Genomic DNA, 17,205 nt, shown 5'->3' with positions numbered 1-17,205 from the left:
AGATTTATATCTTACTTTCACTCTGTTTAATTTTCAAGGATCTTGCCGCATCTCAGCGACTTTTATATCTTACCATGTCTGCTTAACCTTGTCAAGAACTTTTTTTTAATTCTTTTTTGTTAAGCTTGCTGCATCACACAGCTTTAACATAATACCATGTTACTTACGAAGTTGTCAACTAGTAATTTTTTATTACTAATTGCTTTCCAACACACTACTATAACTAATAGCTTTTACATTGTGCTTACTTCACTTCTCAAGTGACAGGTGTTATTGTATCACTTACAATACCCCAAAGAATTAATGATATTCTCTACAATTTGAAATCTACTTAATAATATTCATTTATTCTCTATTATACTTCCTATTTTATATATGGACACGCCTGAGTTAGTTTATATCATAATTATTTTAATATTATTCTTAACTGGAAATCTTTGAAAGCCTTAAAACTTTACTCTTATCTGAATGAACCGAATTTGGTAAAGTTCTTAGGCTTTCAAAAGTTTTGAGCTCTATTTTACAATTTCATTATAGCTATCATATAATTTCTTTATACACTTTTCCCAACTAAAGTTATTCAATACATGTCTTTTCAATATGTCATTTTTTTGTTTCTTAATAGCTTTCTCAATCGCTTCACTAATACTGTTCTCATCATAAGGATTACAATATTCAACCATATTATTAAAATACTCAAATGTACTACCTTCACTAGTAGACACTATATTACATCCAACTGCAGCTGCTTCTAATGATGAAAGTCCAGGAGTCTCTACAAAGCTAGGTAATACATGTGTTTCACAGAATCTATAGGAATTGTATATATTATAACCATCCATAAAACCTAAATATATGACATTACCATATTGCATACATTTGTTAAAGTACTCCTTGTCATTTACATTTCCAATAAGAACTAGCTGTAACCCCAAATTATTACAAGCCCTTGCCAATGCAAGCTGGTTTTTTCTGTGACATATTCTACCTACACATAATACGTAATTACTTAGGTGAAATTTTTCTTTAAAATTATATAGAATTCCTTCATCATGTTCTATTTCAACACCATTATAAATAACATCATATGGTACAAAATCTCCAAATTCTTTTTTTATAATATTTCCTTCCATTTCACTATTAGGATATACCATTCTACATCCTTTTAGCATTGCTAATCTATAAGATTTACACTTATTCCAAAGCTTAATATCATTGAAATCATTAATATAACTATAGTACTTTTTCAAATCCCAATATACAGATGATAATACTATATTTTTATTATAAAATTTAGCTCTTTTATAATAATTATAGGTTTCTCCTATTCTAGTTAGATTAAACAAATGTACTATATCATAATTAGAATAATCTATTATTGCCCCATTATTGATATCTACCTCTACTCCCATTTTTTTTAAATATTTTGCAGTTTTTAACGCTTGCATTGAATCTCCAGCAAAATTTCTATAATAATCATTTCTTATACACAACAATACTTTCATAGCAATCCTCCTAAATTAAGTTGCTAATTGCTGAACCTTTCTAAAATATTACTATAACAAATCTTCTTAATTTATGTCATTTAGTTATAAAATATATATACTTTTTAGAACATTAATTGCAACAGATTTCTATGAAAATATTATATCGTGACTATAAATATATATCCTTCACCTTCAAGACTTTGAGTTATTTTTTTATATTTAAGTGTACTTAGAATATTATTTAATTTCTCCATTGAAAGTTCATTATTATCTTTGTTATGAAGAACAAAAATCATCTGTCCATCATCATTCAATATATTTTTTAACTCTGCTAAAACTTCTCTAACATTTTTAAAATTTTCTATTGGTTCATCAATATATATACAATCAAATTCCTCTTTAATAAAACTAGTATCTATATCATCATTCTTTACATAAAAGACATTATCACATATAGTCTTTAAATCTACTAAATATTTTTCAATTAAAGCATAGTAATCTAACCTGATGTCTTTTACTCCTTTTTCCTTCATTGCATTTTTTATTTGAATTCCAGCAGCTCCAGAAGTTTTACCTAAACCTAGAATATTTACCTTTTCTCTCTTATCACATGAAACATTATTCACAATTCTAAAATCAATAAATGCAGCATCCCAAGAATCTACTCCAAATTTATTTCTAAATATTTCTCTATTTCTAACAAATACTCCTCCATATTCATCTTTCATAGTTATAGAACCAAAATGATGTACGTAGGTATCTTTAGCAAATATAAGCTTATATCCAGCCCTTCTATATCTATAACTTAAATCATCATCATCAAAGCTACCTGGAGAGTAAGCTTCATCTAAACCACCTATATTTTTAAGATCCTTTGTTCTAAAAATTGCTGCATACAGTACAAGTCTAAGTCTTTCTTCCCATTTATATGGATCAGATTTATTATATTTCTTTGCAAACTCATCTAACTCGTCTAAATTACTATAATTTGCGCCTATTACCTGATAATTTGATGAAAAATTACATGCAGGTACTGCAATGCCTATCTTTAAATCAGACTCCATTACTTTAATTAAGTTATCTAACCAGTTTTCTGTTAAAATCAAATCATTGTTCAAAAAAACTGTATATTCCCCATCACAATGTTTTAAAGCTTCATTAAAAGCTTTATCTCCGCCTACATTAGTTTCAAAATTTATTTTTGTTTTATTTGGTAATGATTCAAAATATTCTCTAGTACCATCATTTGATCCATTATTTACAGAAATAAAGTCAAAGTCAATATGTGATGTATACTTATAAAGACTATCAACTGCAATCTTAGTATACTCCAACTTGTTATATCCTAACATTATAATACTTATTTTTTTCATCATATTCACTTCCTTTAGCTGCAATAATTACAAATCTGATCTACATCAAATTTATACATATCACTATTTTCAAAACATTTGTACCAATCTACTGTATAATTAATGGCTTCATCAATCTTTAACCTTGGTTTCCATTCTAAAAGAAGTTTTGCTTTTGTACAATCAAGACTCAAAAGATTAGCTTCGTGATATCCATCATTACAATAAACTGATTCATATTTTCCACTTCCCCAAGCTTTTATAAAAAAATCAACTAACTCAGAGACCTTAATTATTGATTTAAAATCAGGGCCAAAATTCCATGCTCCACAATAATTTATATTATAATACATCTTTTTAGCTAATTCTAAATATCCACATAAAGGTTCCAATACATGCTGCCATGGTCTTACAGCCCCTGGATTTCTTATCTTTATACTTTCTTTATTTCTAAGCGCTCTAACACAATCTGGAACTATCCTATCTCTTGACCAGTCACCGCCACCTATAACATTTCCAGCCCTTACAGATGCTATAGCTTTATTATGAACCTTGTAATCAGCTTCATTAAAAAACGATTTTCTATAAGAAGCTATAAGAAGTTCACAACAAGCTTTGCTAGAACTATAAGGATCATACCCGCCTAATGGATCACTCTCTCTATATGTCCATATTTGTTCATTATTTTCATAACATTTATCACTAGTTATCATTACAGCAGTCTTCACAGTTTCACTTTTTCTTATAGCTTCTAAAACATTTAATGTGCCCATAACATTTATTTCATAAGTCTCCTTTGGATTTTCATAAGCTACTCTAACCAAAGGTTGTGCTGCAAAATGAAACACTATCTCAGGTTTATAAACTGAAAATATATTATTGAGCTTATTTAGATCTCTAATATCTCCCCTTATATCAATTATCTTATCCTTAAGCTTAGTAACTTCAAAATTATCATTTTGTGTATAAGGTGATAACCCATATCCAATTACATTTGCTCCAAGTTCTTTAAGCCATAAAGCCAACCATGAACCTTTAAAACCACAATGTCCTGTTATAAGCACATTTTTATCTTTATAAAAACTATCAAATAAATCTAATTGGAAGTTAACCATGGCATTACTCCTTTGCTAAACATACTATTTACAAATATAACATCTTTATTTGTATCTATGGCCTTCCAAAATCCATGGTGTTCATAGACAGCAAGCTGCCCATCTTTTGCAAGCCCTACTAACGGTTCCTCTTCAAAAGCACAATCTTCTTCTGGAAAGTAATTAAATATTTTTTTATTCATTATCATATATCCGCCATTTACAAGGTCATTTAATATAGGTTTTTCTCTAAAGGCTCTTACAATTCCATCTTCAACATTCATAAGTCCAAAAGAAGATGCTGGATGTACTCCAGTTAAAGTAGCTATTCTATTTTTATTTCTGTGATATTTTACAAGTTCTCTTAAATTTATATCACTTAAACCATCACCATAGGTAAACATAAATTCATCTTCATCAATATATTTTTCTACCTTTTTCAATCTTCCACCAGTCATGGTTTCAAGCCCTGTATCTATTATAGTAATATTCCAATTCTCGTTTTCGTTAGTTTTATAATCTATTTTGCTATTTCCATCTATATGAAGGGTAAAATCATTGTTTCTCCAATACATTTCCATAAAATACTGTTTTATCATATCACCCTTATATCCAATACATAAAATAAAATCATTATATCCATAGGAGGAATAAAATTTCATTATATGCCATAATATTGGTTTCCCACCTATTAATATCAATGGTTTAGGTCTAAATTCTGTTTCTTGTCCCATCCTTGTACCTTTTCCACCACAAACTATTACTACTTTCATTTTACCTTCTTAACCTCCTTTGCAGGATTTCCTACAACTAATGTGTAAGGCTTAACATCTTTTATAACAACTGCTCCAGCTCCTATTATTGCGCCTTCACCAATTCTTATTCTAGGTAAAATAACTGCTCCAGTGTAAATCGTTACACAATCTTCTACTATAACAAGTCCAGCTAAATGTGCACCTGGGCATATATGGACACCATTTCCTAATTTACATTCATGATCTACTGTAGCACCTGTATTTATAATGGTTTGTATTCCAAGTTCAACCTCAGTGCAAACAGCTGATTGGGGCAATATCTGGCAACCATCACCCAAGCTACAATTGCCTGCTATATAAGCTGATTTGTCTATAATTGAGAAAGGCTTTAATCCATAACTCATTAATTCATGATGTATTACAATTCTGTCTTTTCCACAATTTCCGCCTATAGCTACAGAAAAATAAGTTTCATTCTCCACAAAAAATTTGCTATACCAATTATTAAACCCATCATCTCCATAGTATATATCTACATCATTAAAAGGGGATTTTATATCTTTATTTTGTTCAAATATAGCAGTAAGTTTTATCTTATCCTGAAGACTTTCTCTTAACATTTTTGCTTGACCTGTACCACCTCTGAAAACTATTTGTTTTTCCATCTAAGTCACCTCATTCTAAGAGATCAAAAGCTTTCACATTTTCTATAACATAGTCTACTTCTTCATTTGTCATATCTGCATGCAGTGGTATAGTAACAAACTCCTTCCATATTGAAATAGCTGTAGGAGTATTATTTTCATATTTTGCAAAATAAGGATGTAGTGTAAGCGGCATATAATGAACTCCTGTAGCAATATCTTTTTGCTGCATAAAACTTATAAATTTATCCCTATTTTTAACTCTTAACATAAACATCCAATAACATTTCTGATTTTTATCATAAGGCAATGCTGGCTTTAAAGTTAAACAATCTTTAACTCCATCTAAATATTTTGCTATAATTTCCATTCTTCTTTTATTCATTTCAGGTAACTTTTTTAATTGTACAAGCCCAATAGAAGCCATTAGATCATTCATATTGTATTTATAACCTAATTCAAGTATCTCGTAATACCAATGACTATTACTCTTAGTTATTGAATTCTCTTTTTCTCTCTGCCAGGTATCCTTGTTCATCCCAACCCATCTGCTGCTTTTTAATGGTGATATAAGTTCTGCATCATTAGAACATATTATACCTCCATCTCCCGTAGTCATACATTTCTTCTCTTCAAAACTATAACAACCAATATCGCCCCAAGTTCCTAATATTTTGCCCTTATATTCTCCTCCAGCTGTATGAGCACAATCTTCTATAACTTTTAGATTTTTGCTTTTGGCAAAATTCATTATTTCATCTATCTTAGCAGGATAACCTCCATAATGTACTGGCATTACAGCAACACAATCCTTGTCACACTTTCTCTCCAAATCTTCTAAACTTATAGTCAATGTATCCTCATCCACATCTACAAATACAGGCTCTAACCCATTATAAATTGGTGCCATAGCCGTTGATGCAAAGGTTAATACTGGTACAAGAACTTTTTTCCCTTTAGGAAATCTAAAAGCTGATACAGCTAAATGCAAAGCGGCAGTACATGAGTTAACACCAACAGACTCTTTACATCCAATATAATTTGTCCATTGCTTTTCAAATTCTCTCGTTTTAGGACCTAGTCCTAACCAAGCCATATCAAAAGTATCTTTTATACTTTGTATTTCTTCATCACCTAATGATGGTTTAAATAATCTTACTTTCATTCTTTCTTCCTCCAAAAACTACTTTTTAAATAATGGCCAGCTCTTATCTTTGCTGGATATAACTTTTGGCTCTCCAATAGGCCATATAATATTAAATTGAGGATCATCCCACCTTATTCCACCTTCAGCATCAGTTTTATAATATTCTGACACTTGATAATAAAGATAAGTATTATCCATCAGTGTTTCAAATCCATGAGCAAAACCTTTGGGTATATATAAAGCTTTTCTATTCTCTTCTGTAAGTTCTACACCTATCCACTGACCAAAAGTTTTTGAATTTTCTCTCATATCAATTATTACATCATACAATGCACCTTTAATACATCTAACATATTTTACTTCACTATAAGGACTTTTCTGATAGTGCATACCTCTCAAGGTTCCCTTTTTTAAATTATATGAAATATTACATTGAACAATATTGGTATCTAATTCATATTCTTCAAATTCTCTTTTACACCATACCCTTGAAAAAAAACCTCTATTATCTTTTATTGGAGCTGCTTCTATAATATAAGCTCCTTTTAACTTTGTTTCATTAAAAATCAAAACTTATCCTCCTAACTCAGGTTAGTCTTAGACACCTAAAAGAAAATAATGAGTTGAGATGCCTTATATATCATATTCAGATTTATTTCTAATTGTTCCATAAAATACATAGGGCATTTGGAAGAAAATAATATTAGTATTATATCTATTTCATCAAATCAATTTTTTACATAATAGAAGTGCAGCTATTGAAATCTTAGTATGAACATTCTGCCAAATAATAAATATTATATATAGAGATATACTTTTATAATATTTATTGAGATAAGTCGTGAAATAAATAAAAACTATCTTTCTAATCAGTGTTTACTTCTGATTACGTAGGTTCTAGGAGGTTTACAAGTATGTCAAAAGAAATTTCCATAGATGAAAAATCCTCAAGATTTATACTCGATACAGATGGACAAAAATCAGAATGTTTACTAAAAATACCAAGTGATTGGTGGAGTAGATTTTATGAATATGCTTGGGCATCAAATTTTATAGAAGAAAATGATGTATGTCTGGATGCAGCTTGTGGTATTCCACATCCCTTCAAATTCTATTTAGCAAGTAAGTGTACTGATGTATATGCTTGTGACATTGATAGCGATATTTTAGATAAAAATAAATTATTATTAAGAGTTAGTGAATATTTCGATGAAAAAGATGTAAAAAAAACTGATCAATATATAGATAAAATAAAATTTTCATGCAGTAATTTAATAGATCTTCCTTATGAAGAAAATAAGTTTGATAAAATCTATTGTATTTCCTCACTTGAACATCTTCCAATAATTGATATTAGAAAGGCTATTAATAATTTATTTAGAGTTCTTAAAAAAAATGGATTAATTATATTAACAGTTGATTATCCAACTATAAATATAAATTTTTTAGCCAACTGTTTAATTAATGCAGGATTCAACTTTGTAAGCTCTTTTGATTCCAAAATATATAATAACGCTATATATTCTCAATTATTAGGTGGATTATATTGTTTTAGATTGTTATTAAGAAAATAACATTAAGATAGAAAAATAGTAGATAACTACACAAGGAGATGATACCATGCCATTTGTACAAATTCCTCCTACTGATAATATATATATATCACAATTTTTCCCAAACAAAAATTTTGGAAAACTAACGACTCTCCTTACAGGAAAGTATCTTAAATCTAACGATGCATATAGAAGCTTATTGAAGTTTGATTTGTCTAATGTAATTCCTCCAGAAAATATTATATTATGTGCTGCTTTAAATTTGTTTATTTATAGGAAAGATAAATCTTCTACTCAACTATCACCACAAACTGTTAATGTATATACCAACACAAGTAGTTTTTCACAAAATACAGTTACCTGGAATAATGCACCTGAATTAAATCCAACCCACTATTCTATAAATATAGAAGATAAAGATATTAATAACTTTATTAGTATTGATATAACTAGTATAGTTATTAGTTGGTTTCATAACATAATATCAAACAACGGAATAACATTGGTTGGTGTTGATAACACAGTTGACTCTATTATAGGTTATCGAGCTACTGAATGGTCAAGTTCTGATCAAAGGCCATTTTTAAGTATAGAATATGCTACAAGTAAATTAGCAAATTCTACTTGTACTAAAGTAGCTGCAGGCAATATTGCTAACTCTAAAGATACTTATCCTTCCAAAGTAACTGTTGCTGATAAAACTAATTTAGACACCAACTCTATTAAATATACTGAGCATCCTAAATATACAGCACCTATTGTAAATCTATCAAATACTTATGCATATGTTTATAATACAGTTGCCGAAATTTTACCTGATGGAGCTGATGTTATTTTTGATACTAATGGTGTAATATCAGGAAATATTAGCCATATTATAAACACTGCATCAATTTTTATACCTAATTCTGGTGATTATAAAATTGAATTTTTAACTACTTCTACAACAAACTCACAATTTTCAGTTGTAGTTGATGATACAACTATAGTCTCTGGCTCAACTTATGGTGTTGCTTTACTTAGTACTTTAGGTTTTGCTCACCAAGAACAGGGTCAAGTAATTATTACAGTTCCTAATGGCGGTTCAACCATTACATTAAGAAATATTTCAGGTTCCAATATAACATTAGATGTTAATAATGGTGGTACATCTATTGATTGCAATGCTTCTATAATGATTACACAATTAAGTTAAGTATCTATTTCTATTATGGAGTTATTGAACTAAAAATTCAAATAACAAATCAATCTAAGCTTCATGGAAAGATCAATAATTTCAAATAACTGTCAACTTCTATGAAGCTTCTTTATATATATCTATTTTAGCTTTTAATCCTAACCCAATTATGAGCTATCAACATATTTATATAAATCTTTATTATTTTATGTACGATTTTATGATAACTGCATATATTGTATTAGGACAGCCTATGGTAATTGACACAATTACAAAAGATTTTAAAGTAATTAATATAAGATAAAATAATAAGGAGATGATACTATGCCATTTGTACAGATTAATCCTACCGACGATGTCTTTATAACCCAATACTTTCCCAATAATAATTTCGGTAGTGATACGTCTTTATTTACAGGAGAATATGTAAGGTTTAATAATCAGCCAGACGCTTTTAGAAGTTTATTGAAATTTAATTTAACTGGTGTTATTCCTCCTGGAAATATCATATTAAGCGCTGCATTAAATCTATTCGTTTTTAGAAAAGATAAGACAGATGGGCAATTGTCACCACAAACTGTTAGCGTATATACAAATGCAAATAACTTTTTTCAAAACACAGTTACTTGGAATAATGCACCTACAATAATTCCTACCCCTTATTCTGTAAATGTAACTGATGCTGATGTTAATAATTATATAAGTATTGATATAACTAATATAGTAGTTAATTGGTTCTATAATGTAATACCAAACAATGGTATTACTTTGGTTGGAATAGAAAATATAATTGATACCATCATAGGCTATCGATCCAATGAATGGGCAATTCCAGGACAAAGGCCATTCTTGAATATTCAATATGGCATCGTTGGCCCAACTGGTGCTACTGGTCCTACTGGTCCTACTGGTCCTACTGGCCCAACTGGTGCTACTGGTGCTACCGGACCTCAAGGCGTTACTGGCCCTACTGGCATTCAAGGCGTAACTGGTCCTACTGGCCCAACCGGTGCTACTGGCCCTACTGGCCTTCAGGGTGTTACTGGTCCTACTGGTATTCAAGGTCTAACTGGTCCTACTGGCCCAACTGGTACTACTGGCCCTACTGGTCTTCAAGGCGTTACTGGTCCTACCGGTATTCAAGGTTTAACTGGTCCTACTGGCCCAACTGGTGCTACTGGTGCTACCGGACTTCAAGGCGTTACTGGCCCTACTGGTATTCAAGGTTTAACTGGTCCTACTGGCCCAACTGGTGCTACTGGCCCTACTGGCCTTCAGGGTGTTACTGGTCCTACCGGTATTCAAGGTCTAACTGGTCCTACTGGTGCTGACGGTGTTACTGGTCCTACTGGTGCTACCGGTATTCAAGGTGTTACTGGTCCTACTGGCGCTACTGGTATTCAAGGTGTTACTGGTCCTACTGGCGCTACCGGTATTCAAGGTGTTACTGGTCCTACTGGTGCCGACGGTCCTACTGGTCCTACTGGTCCTACTGGCGCTACTGGTATTCAAGGTCCTACTGGCCCTTTAAGTATATTAGCTTCACAACCACTAGAGACACCTCTAGCTCTTACTCCACTTGCTACTCCAGTAACCGTTCTTTCTCAAACACTAAATACTACTACTAACGAATTAAAAATTGATTCTATGGCAGAAGTAAATATAGTAATAACTCTAGCACTTGCTTATCAATATACAATCACTTATGTACTACGCGAAGATACAATTCCTATTGCTCAAGTAGTAATTAACAATGCTGGTACTTCCCTTGCTGTATTAGAAGCACACACTGAAATTCCTAACTTGACTTGGACTACTACTCCTACGGCTGGTTCTCACACTTATGATATTCAAATTACAGTTACAAGTACTATTCCTGCCAATATTACAAGTGTTAATACTACTACTAGATCATTAAATATATTAGGATAAATCATTGATTTAAATGTGGCAGCCTTTCTTATAGATGGGCTGCCTTCTTTGTATTTTTTCTCCTTTCAAAAAGAATAAAAAAACTAACGATTTCTGGATATATAATCATTAGCTAATTTATTCTTAGCTTACACGATTCATTTATATTGATCATATATTATTAATGTAGAATACAAAAAATGTTATAAAATAGAAAAACATGTTACCATTTATACGACTTAACCAAATATTACAGTAAATAATTTAATTTTTTAACATTAAAAGGGGGGTATTCATTTGAGTAATATAGGAATTCAAGTACAAAAAACAACAGGTGGCAGCTTATCACCCAATAGCCCAGTTATATTTGATAATATTTTAATTAATCTTAGCAGCAATATAACTTATAATACTTCCACAGGTGAATTTACAATCTTACAGCCTGGTAAGTATTATTTTACTTGGTGGGTTGCCACTCAAAGTGTAGTAGGATCAAATCAGGCTAATTTCGTCATCACGCCTTCAAATGGAGCTGCCATAGTTGGCAATTCTCCTTTGAAGACAGGAGAATTATATGGAGATGCACTGATAGAAGTAGTAACTGCTCCTGTAATAGTAACATTAAATAATTCTAATTTAGGAGTAGTATCATACTCTTCTGTTGTATCTATAAAAGCAAACCTAACTGTTTTAGATGTAAGCGGAATTCCTGGTCCAACAGGGCCTACAGGTCCAGCAGGTGGACCAACGGGACCAACTGGAGCCACTGGCCCAGCAGGCGGACCAGCAGGGCCTACAGGTCCCATAGGTCCTACCGGTCCAACAGGTGCACTAGGTCCTACTGGCAATACAGGTGCTAAAGGCGCTCAAGGCGCTCAAGGATTGCAAGGTATTCAAGGTCCAACAGGTTCTACGGGACCTCAAGGACCTCAAGGACTAGTTGGAAGCCAAGGTATACAAGGTCCTCAAGGCATTCAAGGCGTAACTGGACCTCAAGGAATTCCAGGAGTTACTGGGCCTGTTGGTCCAGCAGGTGGACCTACTGGACCTACTGGCGCTACGGGTATTCAAGGCGTTACTGGGCCTACTGGTGCCACTGGCGCTACGGGTATTCAAGGCATTACTGGGCCTACTGGTTCAACTGGCGCTACGGGTATTCAAGGCGTTACTGGGCCTACTGGTTCAACTGGCGCTACGGGTATTCAAGGCGTGACTGGACCTACTGGGGCCACTGGCGTTACTGGTATTCAAGGCATTACTGGCCCTACTGGGGCTACTGGCGTTACTGGTATTCAAGGCATTACTGGACCTACTGGTGCCACTGGCGCTACGGGTATTCAAGGTATTACTGGGCCTACTGGTGCCACTGGCGCTACTGGTATTCAAGGCGTGACTGGACCTACTGGGGCCACTGGTCTATCTGTTTTGTCAGGAAACGGAGCTCCAACTTTAGCAATAGGAACAATTGGCGACACCTATATTGATACTTCAACAGGCGAAGTATATCAAAAAGTAGTATCACCAATACCACCTACGGTAAGAACAATTCCATCACCTTCAGGGGCTACGTTAAATGTTGGTACAGGGCAGACTTATGCCACTATTGATGCAGCTTTAGCTGCTGCTAGTAATGGCGATAGAATTCTTTTGACAGCAGAAACTTTTACAATTATGTCAACTATCAACGTAAATAAATCTGTTACTATTGAAGGACAAGGAATAGCATCTACAATAGTAGAAACAACTAATAACTCTGTGCAGACTATGTTTAATATAACCGTCTCAAATGTAATTATAAAAAACATGAAAATTATTCAAAACTTTCCAGTATTGACTTCAGTAGAAACAGTAATTGGAATCAATAATTTATCAGCCATTGGAATTTATATTGATAGCTGTGAAATCTCTATAACTGAATTAGGAATTGGAATTAAAGCTACAGAATTTCAAATCAGTAACTGCAATTTCACTTATGCTCCTATGGGATCATTAAATAATGGAAATTATTATATAATTCTTTCGTCCACTTCAGGTGAAAGCATTATATATAATAATACTTTTATAGCAGTTTCAGGTGATACCAGAACTAGATTTATTATTATTACTAATATTGCAGTCAGCTCAGGTACCTTGCAAGGTGAATTATTAATAAGTAATAATTCACAGTTAATCTCTCCTTATACCTTGAGGCATCTGCTTGTTATGGAAGAATTTTTAGGCTCTAACTTCCAATTATTCATTGATAATAATACTACTATTAATGAGGGAAATGTGCCTGTATTACTATTCAATGTTGACAATAATATATTTAGCTTCATAGAGGCAAGTGGAAATTCAATTCAAAATACAGCAGGTAAAGGTTTGATTGGCGTAGATGGAAGTTCAACTGGAAGTACTGTAGCTTATGCTTCTAATAATACAATTGCTAACCAAACCTGGACCTCAGGATGGAATACTGCAACTGTTCCTGCAAGCTTTATTATTGGTTATAATACAACAATTATTCCAGCTCCAGTTTACCCATTGGAAAGTTCTTACTGGCAGGATACAGGAAACAATTTAAAAGGGCCTTCTTTTAATGCTTATGCAATGGTTCACGATACAGCCTCAAATTCTGTAGCTCCTGGCAATGCCATATTATTTGATACAACTGATTTATCAAGTGAAATAACCTATTCTGCAGCCACTGGTAACTTCACCATAGCTTCAATTGGACAATATTTAGTCAACTGGTGGACAGCTATCTCAAATTCTTCAGGATTAGCTATAAAATTAATTGTAAACTTGATACAAACATCCCCAAGTTCAATAGTTATATCCAAAGCCATAACCTCATCAACAATACCAAATGGTAATGATTCAGTTATTTTTGGAACAGCAATTTTGAATGTAACTAGTGCAAATTCTGTATTCCAATTTCAAAATGGAAGTTCAGGTAATATCACGATGATTCTTACAGATGGCTATTCTGCAGTAGTCACTATTGCAAGAATAAATTAATCAAGTGATTCTTAAGTTCAGATGGAGTTTGCTTATAAGAATGACTTTCTCCAGCTGAACTTTAGAAGAACTTATCCAGGCGCGTAGCAGTGCTTCTCCCCCACTTTGATAGTAGCTTTCACTATGTGCGATGGTGGCGTTAGCAATGGTAGCGATCGGATAAAACTTCTATAATTTAAATCATCACATTAAAGGTATATACTAGAAAATTCTATATGAGGTACCAATCGAAAAGGTTGGTACTTGTTTATTTAGTAATTAAATTTCTTTCTAATCATTTATATATCTAATCATAGTATAATTTATTCTTAGATTACACAATTCACTTATATTCATCATATATTATTAATGTAAAAATACAAAAATGTTGTTATACAGAAAACTATGTTATTAATTTGTTTAAATAATAGGAGATGATATCATGGCTTTTGTTCAAATTTTCACTTCAGACAACGCATATATATCCCAATATTATCCGAACCAGAATTTTGGAAACTCTCCAGTGCTCTTCACAGGGCAGTATGTAGGTTTTCCTAATGATATCTATAGATTATTATTAAAGTTTAATCTTGCTTCACAAATTCCAGTAGGAAGTACGGTTATCAGTGCTATTTTGTACCTTTATGTATATAGAAAAGATAAATCAGATGCTCAATTATTTCCTCAGCCTGTTACTGTTTATAGAAATCTTAATAATTTTAGCCAACTAACTGTGACTTGGGGAAATGCACCTAACAATGTTGTAACTTCCTCAGCTGTAAATGTAACAGATGGAGATGTAGGAACGTATATAGGCTTTAATATAACTTCTTTAGCTACTGGATGGTATAATGGTTCAATTTCAAATTATGGTATGACACTCAGAGGAATTGAAAATCAAGCTGATACTATCATAGGATATTTTTCTAATAACAATACAAATCCTCCATATATGGTAGTTGAGTATGAAAACAGCTTTATTGGGCCTACAGGACCTACTGGTCCTACAGGAGCAACTGGATTACCAGGTCCTACTGGACTGACAGGGCCTACCGGACTTCAAGGCGCTACTGGTTTACAAGGTCCTACTGGACTTATAGGTCCTACTGGCCTACCAGGACCTACTGGTTTACAAGGTCCTACTGGACTTATAGGCCCTACTGGACTTCCAGGTGCTACTGGACTTATAGGTCCTACCGGACTTCCAGGCGCTACTGGATTGCAAGGTGCTACTGGACTTATAGGCCCTACTGGACTTCCAGGCGCTACTGGTTTACAAGGTCCTACTGGACTATCAGGTGCTACTGGGTTACAAGGTGCTACTGGGTTACAAGGTGCTACTGGATTACCAGGTCCCACTGGACTTATAGGCCCTACTGGACTCACAGGAACTACTGGAGCAACAGGTCCTCAAGGCATTCAAGGTATTCAAGGTATTCAAGGTATTCAAGGAGTAATTGGTGTAACAGGTCCTCAAGGTCCTCAAGGAATACAGGGCCCAATAGGTCAACCTGGTGGAGTAGGTCAGTTACAAGGTTTCCAAGCTAGTTTATCAACAAATGCTGGTACAACATTCATTCTACCTGATGCTATTATTCCATTTGAAACAGTTATCACAAATCAGTCTTCTAAGATATCCTCTGATTTCAATACTAATCCAGGAATCATTAATATTAATGGATCTGGAGTATATTTAGTGACTTGGTGGATAATAACCAATAGTGCAGCTACTGCTACAACTACATCTTTTTCAATAAAAGCTTCAGATGGTACAAATCCAGATGTAATTGTTGCTTCAAATAATAATATATTGCAAGGACAATTATACGGGCAGGCATTATTAGTAATAGGAGCGCTGCCAACAACTATAACGCTAATAAATACTACAGAAACAAATGGAGTAGGAGATACTGTTTTTCTAGATACTAACGTTGCACTTCAATCAAATATTATAATAACTAACTTATCTGATTAAACCTGAGAAGGGAGGTATTCATTTGAGTAATATAGGAATTCAAGTACAAAAAACAACAAATGGTAGTTTATCACCTAATAGCCCAGTTATATTTGATAATATTTTAATTAATCTTAGCAGTAATATAACTTATAATACGTCCACAGGTGAATTTACAATCTTGCAGCCTGGTAAGTATTATTTTACTTGGTGGGTTGCCACTCAAAGTGTAGTAGGAGCAAATCAGGCTAATTTCGTCATCACGCCTTCAAATGGAGCTGGCATAATTGGTAATTCACCTTTGAAGACAGGAGAAATATATGGAGATGCACTGATAGAAGTAATAACTGCTCCTGTAATAGTGACATTAAATAATTCTAATTCAGGAGTAGTATCTTATGCTTCTGCTGCATCTATAAAAGCAAATTTAACTGTTCTAGATGTAAGCGGAATTCCTGGTCCCACAGGTCCTACAGGTCCAGCAGCAGGTCCAACTGGTCCAACTGGAGCAACAGGACCAGCGGGAGGTCCGGCAGGTCCTACAGGTCCCATAGGCCCTACAGGTTCAGTAGGTGATATAGGTCCCACAGGTCCTACAGGTGCTAAAGGTTCTCAGGGAGCCCAAGGATTGCAAGGTATTCAAGGGACAACAGGTCCAACAGGACCTCAAGGGCCGCAAGGCATAGCTGGGAATCAAGGTATACAAGGGCCTCAAGGTACTCAAGGTGTTACTGGACCTCAAGGTATTCAAGGAGCTACTGGTCCAGCAGGAGGTCCTCCCGGAGCTACTGGCGTTACTGGGGCTACTGGTATTCAAGGCGTTACTGGTTCTACTGGCGCTACCGGTATTCAAGGTGTCACTGGTCCTATTGGTGCTACCGGTATTCAAGGCGTTACTGGCCCTACTGGGGCTACTGGTATTCAAGGCGTAACAGGTAGTACTGGGGCTACTGGTATTCAAGGCGTAACAGGTAGTACTGGTGCTACCGGTATTCAAGGCGTTACTGGTTCTACTGGGGCTACCGGTATTCAAGGTGTCACTGGTCCTACTGGCGCTACTGGTATTCAAGGTGTCACTGGTCCTACTGGCGCTACCGGCATTCAAGGCGTTACTGGTCCTACTGGCGCTACCGGCATTCAAGGCGTTACTGG

13 protein-coding genes are annotated in these 17,205 nt (G+C 33.8%); 6 read left to right on the top strand and 7 right to left on the bottom strand.

The genetic code is table 11. The features are described from left to right. Nucleotides 1–515: 515 nt before the first annotated feature. The 7 genes from EG57_RS0215965 to rfbC all read right to left on the bottom strand — a co-directional run bounded on the left by EG57_RS0215965 (nucleotide 516) and on the right by rfbC (nucleotide 7,049). Entirely contained in the window at nucleotides 516–1,505 is a 990-nt protein-coding gene (locus EG57_RS0215965) for a glycosyltransferase family 4 protein (protein WP_032078185.1), read from the bottom strand. 140 nt (nucleotides 1,506–1,645) lie between these two features. Further along, nucleotides 1,646–2,860 (bottom strand): glycosyltransferase, encoded by a 1,215-nt coding sequence (locus tag EG57_RS0215960; protein WP_032078184.1) that lies wholly within the window; start codon nucleotides 2,858–2,860, stop codon nucleotides 1,646–1,648. Nucleotides 2,861–2,874: 14 nt separating this feature from the next. Beyond that, a complete protein-coding gene (rfbG, locus tag EG57_RS0215955; RefSeq protein WP_032078183.1) occupies nucleotides 2,875–3,954 on the bottom strand; it encodes a CDP-glucose 4,6-dehydratase in 1,080 nt (359 codons plus the stop codon). After that, nucleotides 3,936–4,706: a glucose-1-phosphate cytidylyltransferase gene (gene rfbF / locus EG57_RS0215950; RefSeq protein WP_032078182.1), complete on the bottom strand. Its 771-nt coding sequence runs from the start codon at nucleotides 4,704–4,706 to the stop codon at nucleotides 3,936–3,938. The genes rfbG and rfbF overlap by 19 nt, the downstream gene beginning before the upstream one ends. Beyond that, the gene (locus EG57_RS0215945) at nucleotides 4,703–5,353 is read right to left on the bottom strand and encodes an acetyltransferase (RefSeq protein ID WP_032078181.1); all 651 of its coding nucleotides are present in this window, start codon (nucleotides 5,351–5,353) and stop codon (nucleotides 4,703–4,705) included. The genes rfbF and EG57_RS0215945 overlap by 4 nt, the downstream gene beginning before the upstream one ends. Before the next feature lie 10 nt (nucleotides 5,354–5,363). Beyond that, nucleotides 5,364–6,497 (bottom strand): DegT/DnrJ/EryC1/StrS family aminotransferase, encoded by a 1,134-nt coding sequence (locus tag EG57_RS0215940; protein ID WP_032078180.1) that lies wholly within the window; start codon nucleotides 6,495–6,497, stop codon nucleotides 5,364–5,366. Nucleotides 6,498–6,515: 18 nt separating this feature from the next. Continuing rightward, nucleotides 6,516–7,049: a dTDP-4-dehydrorhamnose 3,5-epimerase gene (rfbC, locus tag EG57_RS0215935; protein WP_032078179.1), complete on the bottom strand. Its 534-nt coding sequence runs from the start codon at nucleotides 7,047–7,049 to the stop codon at nucleotides 6,516–6,518. A gap of 344 nt (nucleotides 7,050–7,393) precedes the next feature. Here rfbC and EG57_RS0215930 point away from each other — a divergent pair, with 344 nt between their 5' ends. The 6 genes from EG57_RS0215930 to EG57_RS26555 form a co-directional block, all read left to right on the top strand. Further along, a complete protein-coding gene (locus EG57_RS0215930; protein ID WP_032078178.1) occupies nucleotides 7,394–8,053 on the top strand; it encodes a class I SAM-dependent methyltransferase in 660 nt (219 codons plus the stop codon). A gap of 46 nt (nucleotides 8,054–8,099) precedes the next feature. After that, entirely contained in the window at nucleotides 8,100–9,227 is a 1,128-nt protein-coding gene (locus EG57_RS0215925; RefSeq protein WP_032078177.1) for a DNRLRE domain-containing protein, read from the top strand. Between the two features lie 306 nt (nucleotides 9,228–9,533). Further along, on the top strand, nucleotides 9,534–11,141 hold the full coding sequence (locus tag EG57_RS0215920) for a DNRLRE domain-containing protein (protein ID WP_032078176.1): 1,608 nt from the start codon (nucleotides 9,534–9,536) through the stop codon (nucleotides 11,139–11,141). A 276-nt stretch (nucleotides 11,142–11,417) separates the two neighbouring features. After that, complete coding sequence (locus EG57_RS27320) at nucleotides 11,418–14,120, top strand: C1q-like domain-containing protein (RefSeq protein ID WP_278246484.1); 2,703 nt, start codon at nucleotides 11,418–11,420, stop codon at nucleotides 14,118–14,120. Between the two features lie 421 nt (nucleotides 14,121–14,541). Next, nucleotides 14,542–16,074 carry a DNRLRE domain-containing protein gene (locus EG57_RS27315; RefSeq protein WP_052037961.1) on the top strand — a complete coding sequence of 511 codons (1,533 nt, stop codon included), beginning with the start codon at nucleotides 14,542–14,544 and terminating at the stop codon, nucleotides 16,072–16,074. Nucleotides 16,075–16,096: 22 nt separating this feature from the next. After that, the coding region (locus tag EG57_RS26555) for a C1q-like domain-containing protein (protein ID WP_414629350.1) at nucleotides 16,097–17,205 on the top strand (1,109 nt) is incomplete at its 3' end.

Origin of the sequence: Clostridium drakei (genome assembly GCF_000633595.2) — a bacterium.
Taxonomy (GTDB): domain Bacteria; phylum Bacillota; class Clostridia; order Clostridiales; family Clostridiaceae; genus Clostridium_AM; species Clostridium_AM drakei.
This window is presented reverse-complemented; position numbering and strand designations above follow the sequence as displayed.